Source organism: Crocosphaera watsonii WH 8501 (assembly GCF_000167195.1).
GTDB lineage: Bacteria > Cyanobacteriota > Cyanobacteriia > Cyanobacteriales > Microcystaceae > Crocosphaera > Crocosphaera watsonii.
In genome coordinates this window covers 1-7,440 of sequence record NZ_AADV02000191.1, presented here as the reverse complement: position 1 = coordinate 7,440, position 7,440 = coordinate 1, and the positions used below count along the sequence as shown (strand labels likewise).

Annotated in this window: 6 protein-coding genes and 3 pseudogenes; 6 read left to right on the top strand and 3 right to left on the bottom strand. The window is 38.4% G+C overall.

Annotation, left to right across the window (positions count from 1 at the left end; genetic code table 11):
- Window positions 1-510: IS5 family transposase (locus CWATDRAFT_RS28210; RefSeq protein WP_042712689.1), on the top strand; the 510-nt coding region annotated here is incomplete at its 5' end.
- Here CWATDRAFT_RS28210 and CWATDRAFT_RS28205 read toward each other — a convergent pair.
- Complete coding sequence (locus tag CWATDRAFT_RS28205) at window positions 470-904, bottom strand: hypothetical protein (protein WP_007305720.1); 435 nt, start codon at window positions 902-904, stop codon at window positions 470-472. The two genes, CWATDRAFT_RS28210 and CWATDRAFT_RS28205, sit on opposite strands and share 41 nt — an antisense overlap.
- A 79-nt stretch (window positions 905-983) precedes the next feature.
- On the opposite strand from CWATDRAFT_RS28205, the gene CWATDRAFT_RS28200 reads away from it, so the two are divergent.
- Window positions 984-2,423 carry an NF041680 family putative transposase gene (locus CWATDRAFT_RS28200; RefSeq protein WP_007308177.1) on the top strand — a complete coding sequence of 480 codons (1,440 nt, stop codon included), beginning with the start codon at window positions 984-986 and terminating at the stop codon, window positions 2,421-2,423.
- Window positions 2,424-2,549: 126 nt separating this feature from the next.
- Window positions 2,550-2,780, top strand: a pseudogene (locus CWATDRAFT_RS28195) (HlyD family efflux transporter periplasmic adaptor subunit); the annotation flags it as partial.
- A gap of 116 nt (window positions 2,781-2,896) precedes the next feature.
- On the opposite strand, the gene CWATDRAFT_RS34865 reads toward CWATDRAFT_RS28195, so the two are convergent.
- Window positions 2,897-3,922 carry an IS701 family transposase gene (locus CWATDRAFT_RS34865; RefSeq protein WP_071905658.1) on the bottom strand — a complete coding sequence of 342 codons (1,026 nt, stop codon included), beginning with the start codon at window positions 3,920-3,922 and terminating at the stop codon, window positions 2,897-2,899.
- A gap of 121 nt (window positions 3,923-4,043) precedes the next feature.
- Here CWATDRAFT_RS34865 and CWATDRAFT_RS28185 point away from each other — a divergent pair.
- From CWATDRAFT_RS28185 to CWATDRAFT_RS28175, 3 genes and pseudogenes are all read left to right on the top strand, one after another.
- A pseudogene (locus CWATDRAFT_RS28185) lies at window positions 4,044-4,400 on the top strand (HlyD family efflux transporter periplasmic adaptor subunit); the annotation flags it as partial.
- A gap of 21 nt (window positions 4,401-4,421) precedes the next feature.
- The gene (locus CWATDRAFT_RS28180; protein ID WP_007308180.1) at window positions 4,422-5,678 is read left to right on the top strand and encodes an ATP-grasp domain-containing protein; all 1,257 of its coding nucleotides are present in this window, start codon (window positions 4,422-4,424) and stop codon (window positions 5,676-5,678) included.
- On the top strand, window positions 5,675-6,595 hold the full coding sequence (locus CWATDRAFT_RS28175; RefSeq protein ID WP_007308181.1) for a succinate--CoA ligase subunit alpha: 921 nt from the start codon (window positions 5,675-5,677) through the stop codon (window positions 6,593-6,595). The genes CWATDRAFT_RS28180 and CWATDRAFT_RS28175 overlap by 4 nt, the downstream gene beginning before the upstream one ends.
- Here CWATDRAFT_RS28175 and CWATDRAFT_RS37790 read toward each other — a convergent pair.
- Window positions 6,596-6,670 (bottom strand): annotated as a pseudogene (locus CWATDRAFT_RS37790) (element excision factor XisI family protein); the annotation flags it as partial. It abuts the gene before it with no gap.
- Between the last annotated feature and the right edge of the window lie 770 nt (window positions 6,671-7,440).

The window sequence follows — 7,440 nt, the reverse complement described above, 5'->3', positions numbered from 1 at the left end:
CCCATGGCTGGTACCTGTATTTTAAGAACAGTAGAAAAGTATAAAGAAACGTTTGGCTATTATCCCGAATCCGTCCATGTAGATAAAATTTATCGAACTAGGGAAAACAGAAATTGGTGTAAGGAAAGAGGGATAAGAATCAGTGGTCCGAAGTTAGGAAGACCTCCGAAAAATGTCAGTGAAGAAGAAAAGAAACAAGCCCACTCCGATGAATGCTTCCGTAATGCTATTGAGGGAAAGTTTGGACAAGCTAAACGAAGATTTAGCCTAAATCTCGTGATGACAAAACTCCCTGAAACCTCCATTACATCTATTGCTATTACATTTTTAGTTGTCAATCTTTCTAAACTTCTGAGGCAGTTTTTGTCGCTTTTTTTGTCCTTATTTACCAATAATAGAACAGGAGAACTCATCAAACCGCCTTTCATTAATTTTGATTATACTTTAAACAATTTTTATGTACTAAAACTTATTGATTTGTCAGAAAATTCTTGGTCAAAAGTGGCATAAATTTTGGAGAAACTTTTTCAGCAAACCCTAAGTAGCTTTCAGTTAGAGATTGAATGACTCGTTCTAATTCATCAATGAGATTTCTTCTAGTGAGTTTTTCTACAGCATCAATATGAGCAGAACTTCCGGCTCGTCCTAAATATTTATATTTGGTTTTTTTCTCATTATTAGTGGCCATAGGAAAAATTGATTCAGCAGCCTGTAGTTTATAATACCAGTAGATTGTTCCCTTTCCATTAACCTGATAACGAATAATATGACAATTAGCTGGTGCTACTTCCCCTTCCCGTTCAATTTTCTTTATTTTCTGTTTAAGAGAGCGAATTAGACTCTTAATTTGTTTGGCTCTCAGGTGGACATCTTGACTGGTCTTAAGTTCGGAATGTGATGACATTAGCCTTAACTGTAACAAACAACCTCTTTTGACGTTAGCGTATATATTCCGCTAATTTATAAGGTAATAAATTTTAAAAATGACCAAAAATGAAACGGCTACGTCTGTCGAGGAATTCCTGGTGTGGAGGTCTAACCTCTTCCAAGGACTAAAAGCTAGAAAAGAAACTATTATAGAATTACTCGATGCCCTCTCCAGTAACCAACAAGCTCACTCAGTCGTTGAATTGTCTCTCAATCCTTTATTTAGAAGAGATTATAACAGTTTATATAGAGGAATTCAAGAGTTTTTACCCACTCAAACTGACCCTAATTATGAACAGATAATTGAGACTTTATTTTCAGCGGTATCGAGAACAATTCCTCCCACTTCAAAACATTATAACTTATTTGGTATTGACACAACTCCCTGTCCACGACCGTTTGCCGAAACGTTAGCGGATAAAACCTTTATTCATTACCCCAATCCAATTAAGGGAAATAAACCCATTAATATTGGACATTGTTATTTCGTTGTCTGCGCTTTACCTGACCAAATAGACACAGAAAAAGTCCCTTGGGCTGTCCCCTTATCAGGAGAGCGAGTCCCCTCTAAACATAAAGGAGTAAATCAAGGCAATCAACAACTAAAAAAAATCTGGCAAAGTTCTTTATTTTCTGATAAATTATCTGTCTTAGTGGCTGATAGTGACTACAGCCAAAAAGATTTTATTGGGGAACAAGTTAAGCATGAAGACGTAGTTACTATTACAAGAGTTAGAAGTGACCGAGTTTTTTATCGTCAATTTATTCGGGACCCAAATCAAGCCAAAACTTCGGGACATCCCCGTTGGTATGGGGATAAATTTGACCTTAAAGATGACCAAACTTGGACTGAACCTGATGAAGTTCATCATGTTCCCTTTACAACGAAAAAAGGTCGTCAATTAACAGTGACTATTTCGGGATGGAAACAGATGTTAATGAGAGGAACTAAAAACTATAAAATGAACAATCACCCCTTTACTTTACTCCAGATTGTTGTCAGAGATCAAGAAAGAAATAGTATTTGGAAACCTATGTGGCTTATTGTTATTGGTTCTCGGCGCGATGAGTTAAGTTTAGTTGATTGTTATCAGTGTTATCGACAACGTTATGACATGGAACATCTTTTTCGATTTGGTAAACAAAGATTATTGATGACATCTTATTTAACTCCCGATGTACATCATGAAGAAAATTGGTTTAAACTAACACTTCTTTCTTATGTAAATTTGTGGGCTGCCAGAAAATTAGCTGTGGTTTTACCCCGTGATTGGGAACAGTATTTGAAGACTAATAAATCCATCAAAATCACCCCTAGTCTAGTTCAAAGAGACTTTTCAAGAATAATTACGACCTTGGGGACTTTCGCCAAATTTCCCAAACGTCGAGGTTTTTCTTCCGGACGTATTAAAGGTTACAAAAAAGCCCCACGAACTCGTCATGATGTTATCAAGAAAGGGAGCAAAAAATCAACTGAAAACTTAAAAGCTCCTTAGTTTTCCTCAGAATCTATAGATTAGCCCTATTTGTCAGCCAATTTTATTGACTGATACAGAGCCGATATTTTGGGATTTTAGTTTAGCGTAAAATATACGCTAACAAACTTTTTTTGTCCAAAGTCCAATAACGAAAGAATAGCTGATATTGATAGTCAACTCAACAAAACTATTGTGGAAAACGATAAAAGAATTGCTGAATTGACCAGTCAAATTAGTCGCACCCAAGTAACCCTCAAATACCAGGAAATCAAAGCTCCTGTGGGTGGTACGATCTTCGATGTTCACGCCGCACCTGGTTACGTTCCTCCCCCAAACCAAACCGAACCCCTGCTAAGAATTGTCCCTGACGATAATAGGAGTTACGCATTGACAAATTAACTTAAATATGAGTAGCTTTAAAGAGAGACAATGATCGCTAATTATTAGAGTCATTAAAATTGACGTAATAATAACAATAACTAATCTATAAATTAGGCTGATAATTTCAAATTTATTTGCTCTAAAATAAAATTTCGATTAACTTCAATAGACAATTCTCTTTGGAGTTGATACCAATTATCAATTAACTCATTAGCTCTCATTAATTCAAGTTTAATAAAAGCCCGTAAAGAACTAAAGAAATGGGTCAATATAGCTTCTGATTTTCTGACTATAAATTTATTGATACCACATAATTGTTTGAGCGCACGATGGTAACATTCAATAATCCAATGAGTTGTTTTCAACAAAGTAAATAGAGTTTTATCTGTTTCTCTTAAGTCTTTATTTTCTTTGTCAAATAAAATATAAAAACGAAGCATCCCGTTTTTGAAATGTTTCTTAAATACTTTAACTTCGCCAAACTCTTTTAAGTAAAGAATTGTCCCATTTTCCTCTATTTCTAAGCTTTCAACGGATTGATATTGTCCTTTAACGATTGATACTTGTCGATTTTTAGCTATTCCTATCATGAAACCTAATTCTTGTTTTTTCAAAACTTTAAGGTTCTCTTTAGATGAATACCAACTATCACCAGTTACATAAATTAGCCTCAGTCCCCAAGCTAAAACTTCCGATAGCATCATCCGAAAATAATCATTTTTAGACAGATTATCTTCTTTATCATAAAGTCGATAATTTAGAGGGACTGAAATTCCATTAGGGTCAGTATATAATAAAGTAACTAAATTAATTCCTTTGATAGTTTTATGTTTATTTCCTGACCAGAAATAACCAATAAATTTACTTAATTTAGGATTACTATAAAGTTTTTCAATGACTGTATCATCAATACTTAAGGTTCCCCCACTCAGTTCAATGTGCTGTTTAAATTCATTGAATAAATCAACAGGTTTATAGCTTTCTCTTAATAAAAAACGGTTAACACTATCATGAGATAAATCCTCAAATATCTCGGATAAACAATTACAACCCGAATATTTGGATTCAGCAATTAAATAGTAAGTATAGAGTTCTAAATGACATTTAGCCGTTGATTTCTTCGTTATAGTTCGGATATCTACCTCCAGTTCTTATAATCCTCTCTATTTTATCAGTTTTTTGCTTTTTGTTAACAGCGATCGCTTTCTCTGTTTGGACTATGCACATTGTAAACCATCTGTCAATGCGTAACTCCTAGATAAATTAATCGCCGAAGTCAATATTACTAACCAAGATATCGGTTTTGTACGAGTGGGACAAAAAGTGGATGTGCGCATTGATTCTTTCCCTTTTAGTGAATTTGGCGATATCAAAGGAACGGTGATCTCCATTGGTTCCGATGCCCTAGAACCGGATGAAATTTATCAATATTATCGATTCCCCACTAAAGTTGAAATGGATCACCAATACTTAAAAACCACTGAGCGTGAAATTCCTTTACAATCAGGAATGTCCGTGACCGCTAACATTAAAGTTAGGGAAAATCGTACCGTACTCAGTTTAATTACAGAACTGTTTAATAAGAAAGTGGAAAGTCTTAAACAGGTTCGTTAAGGGGATAAACCAAAAAAAACAATGGATTTATTGGAATATCAGGCTAAAGAACTTTTTCATCAGGTGGGCATTCCTGTCCTACCTTCCCAACCCATTGCTAAATTAAGCGAACTCAAACACCTTCATATTCCTTATCCTGTGGTCCTCAAGTCCCAAGTCCATTCTGGAGGAAGGGGGAGGGCCGGAGGTATTCGTTTTGTGCAGAATACCATCGATGCTGTGGCTGCGGCCCAAGCGATTTTTAGCTTACCCATCTTAAAAGAATATCCCGAGGTGATTCTCGCTGAAGCTCGTTATGATGCCCAAGAAGAATTTTTCTTGTCTATTGTTCTGGACTATCAACTACAAAGACCGGTTTTAATGGGTTCGGCTAAGGGCGGAATCGATGTGGAAACGTTACTAAAACATACCCAGAAAGTCGTCCTCCATCAAGGATTTTCGCCTTTTTATGCCCGTCGTCTGGCCACAAAAATGGGTCTACAAGGTCGCCTCATTCATGGAGTGAGCATCATCCTAGAGAAAATGTATCAACTGTTTATCGAAAAAGACCTCGATTTAGTTGAAATTAATCCCCTAGCGGTGAGTTCCTCTGGAGAGTTTATGGCTTTGGATGGCAAAATTACGGTCAATGATATGGCTTTGTCCCGTCATTTGGACTTATTGAGTTTTCTTAAGCCAAGGGTTGATCAACCTTCGTCCCAAACCCCTCAAGCAACCATCGTTACCACTCCCCCCCAAAAACCCTGTTGGCTACCAGCTAGGGAAAAGGGGGGTAACATTGGACTGATCGGGAACGGTTTCGGATTAACTCTGAGCAGTTGGGATTTGATGCTTGAACAAAAAGGAGAAATCCTGGGGGCTTTTGTTATTGAAGAAAAAAGTAGCAGTAAGTCCTTGATTAAGCAGTTGGGCATTGCCATCGAAAAAATGCTCACTGTTCCTGATATTAAAGTGATTTTCATCAACATTGTTACTAAACATCAAACATCGGAGTTAGTTGCCCAAGCTTTACTCGATTACTGTCAACCTTTGGTGGTAACATCGGGTAGCGAGGAGCGTTTACCTAGACCCACTGGGTCTAATTCGACCCGTCAACGGCCAATAACCCCTTCTCCTATGGAGAACCCCATAGAATGGGTTATAAGGCTACCTGTGGACGATTTACAGCCCATAGAAGAGTCCTTTTCTGGTCTCTCTGTTAACTGTTTCAAGGAGATGATGGAGGCTGTCAAGAAAACCGTTGCTTTAAGTAGTCAGGCATCAAAAAGAAAATCATGAAATGGGAAGCAGATAGTAAAGTTTTAATTCAGGGGATCACTCATCCCCTGGCAATCAGTTATGCCCCACGGATGAAAGCCCAAGGCACTAATATTGTGGCCGGAATTACTCTAGATGAGGAAACTTCTGATATCAACGATATTCCCGTGTTTACCTTGGTGGAAGAAGCGGTTACTGAAGTGGGTAAAATCGATACCAGTCTCATTTTTAGCCCCCCCTACGAAGTTTTAGATGCTGGTTTGGAGGCGATCGCTGCCAATATTGAACAGTTAGTTATTGTCACTGCTTGGGTTCCTCCTCTCGATTTAATTACCCTCCTCGAACAAGCAAAAGCAACTAATACTTTTGTCTTGGGTTCGGGCAGCGAAGGGTTACTGGTTCCAGATAACTTTTGGTTGGGTGTGATGGAACCAGAATTCTATAGTAAGGGATCGGTGGGGATTATTAGTCGTTGCGATCGCTTGATGGATGAGGTGGCTAAAAGGCTCACTAAAGCAGGTTTAGGGCAATCTTTAGCCATTAGTTTAGGAGCGGATTGGATCATGGGATCAAATTTTGAGCAGTGGTTACAGATCATGGAAGAAGATGATTCCACTAAGGCGATCGTTTTATTGGGGCAACCTTATAGTAGTCCCGAGTTATTGGCGGCACAATATATCGATTCAGGGATTGAAAAGCCTGTCATAGCCTATCTTCCAGGGATTCAAGCTCCCATTAACCGTAGTTTTGGTGATGCCACTAGCATTATTGCTAGTCAGTTATCTTATCAAAGCACATCCATCACAGAGGAAAATCAAACCGTTACTGCTTTGAAAAAAGCAGGGGTGAAAATTGCTAATAATGTTGAGGAAATTCCTAAGTTAGTTAAGCGTCTTTTTCCTAGTCAACGTCGTAAGTCACGTACATCTAATCGTTAATTAATCCACGGCAAACCCTGTATACTCTCTAATTAAAGGTTCGTGAAAACCTAAGACAATATCCTCTTTAGGAACATAATGTACATTTTTGCTACTATAAACAATATAGTCAATTTACCCTAATCATGAAAAGCTATACTTTAACGCAAACTCGTAACCAGCATGGGGAAGTGTTTGATCAAGCAAGGGTGTGCGATTCGATGAGTCAGAAAACTGATACCCAGTCCTAGACAAAGGTACAGCGTGTGACTCGCTCAGATACCCTAGAAGGGGTTCTGAGTAACTGTCCGAATGATGTGGGTGCAAGTCCCACCGCCGAAGGTTACGGCTGACTCAAGACCTACCCACAGTGACCAAACTCGGAATTTTGGAGGCTGAAGCTGGGAATAGGATGCAATCAGACACCGACTGCTGGTGACACTGGCGTTACAGGAGTCCCCATGATGAAACAGAACCTAGAAAAGTGACTTACTTGAGGGCAGGAAAGCAGAAAGAATAGCACCCCCTGACCCCATCGGAGCAATGTAACCCGTCAGCACTTACCCTTATGACTGACATAACCTTGGGTTTCCGATAGTCAAAGTGGTTCCATCTAAAGGGACAATCAATCATCGGACGGAACGAATAAAAACGAATCTAGAGTCTCAGGAGATAGTCGAACCCTGAGTAGGCAAGACGAGATGCGGAACTCTCTAGATTCGGGTAGGACGAAGCGTAATTGCTTCGAGGCAAAAAGAAATTGATTAACAGAGATGACACATGGTTAGACACAATATCAAAGATTTTAGTGAACTTTGGACAAGCACTTCCGTGGAAGAAATTTCGCAGAAATCTTTTTCGTCTCC

What these genes read in the sequence shown, in the direction of transcription:
- CWATDRAFT_RS28200 (WP_007308177.1), top strand. Translation starts at nt 984, where the DNA reads ATGACCAAAAATGAAACGGCTACGTCTGTCGAGGAATTCCTGGTGTGG.
- CWATDRAFT_RS28180 (WP_007308180.1), top strand. Translation starts at nt 4,422, where the DNA reads ATGGATTTATTGGAATATCAGGCTAAAGAACTTTTTCATCAGGTGGGC.
- CWATDRAFT_RS28175 (WP_007308181.1), top strand. Translation starts at nt 5,675, where the DNA reads ATGAAATGGGAAGCAGATAGTAAAGTTTTAATTCAGGGGATCACTCAT.
- CWATDRAFT_RS28205 (WP_007305720.1), bottom strand. Translation starts at nt 904, where the DNA reads ATGTCATCACATTCCGAACTTAAGACCAGTCAAGATGTCCACCTGAGA.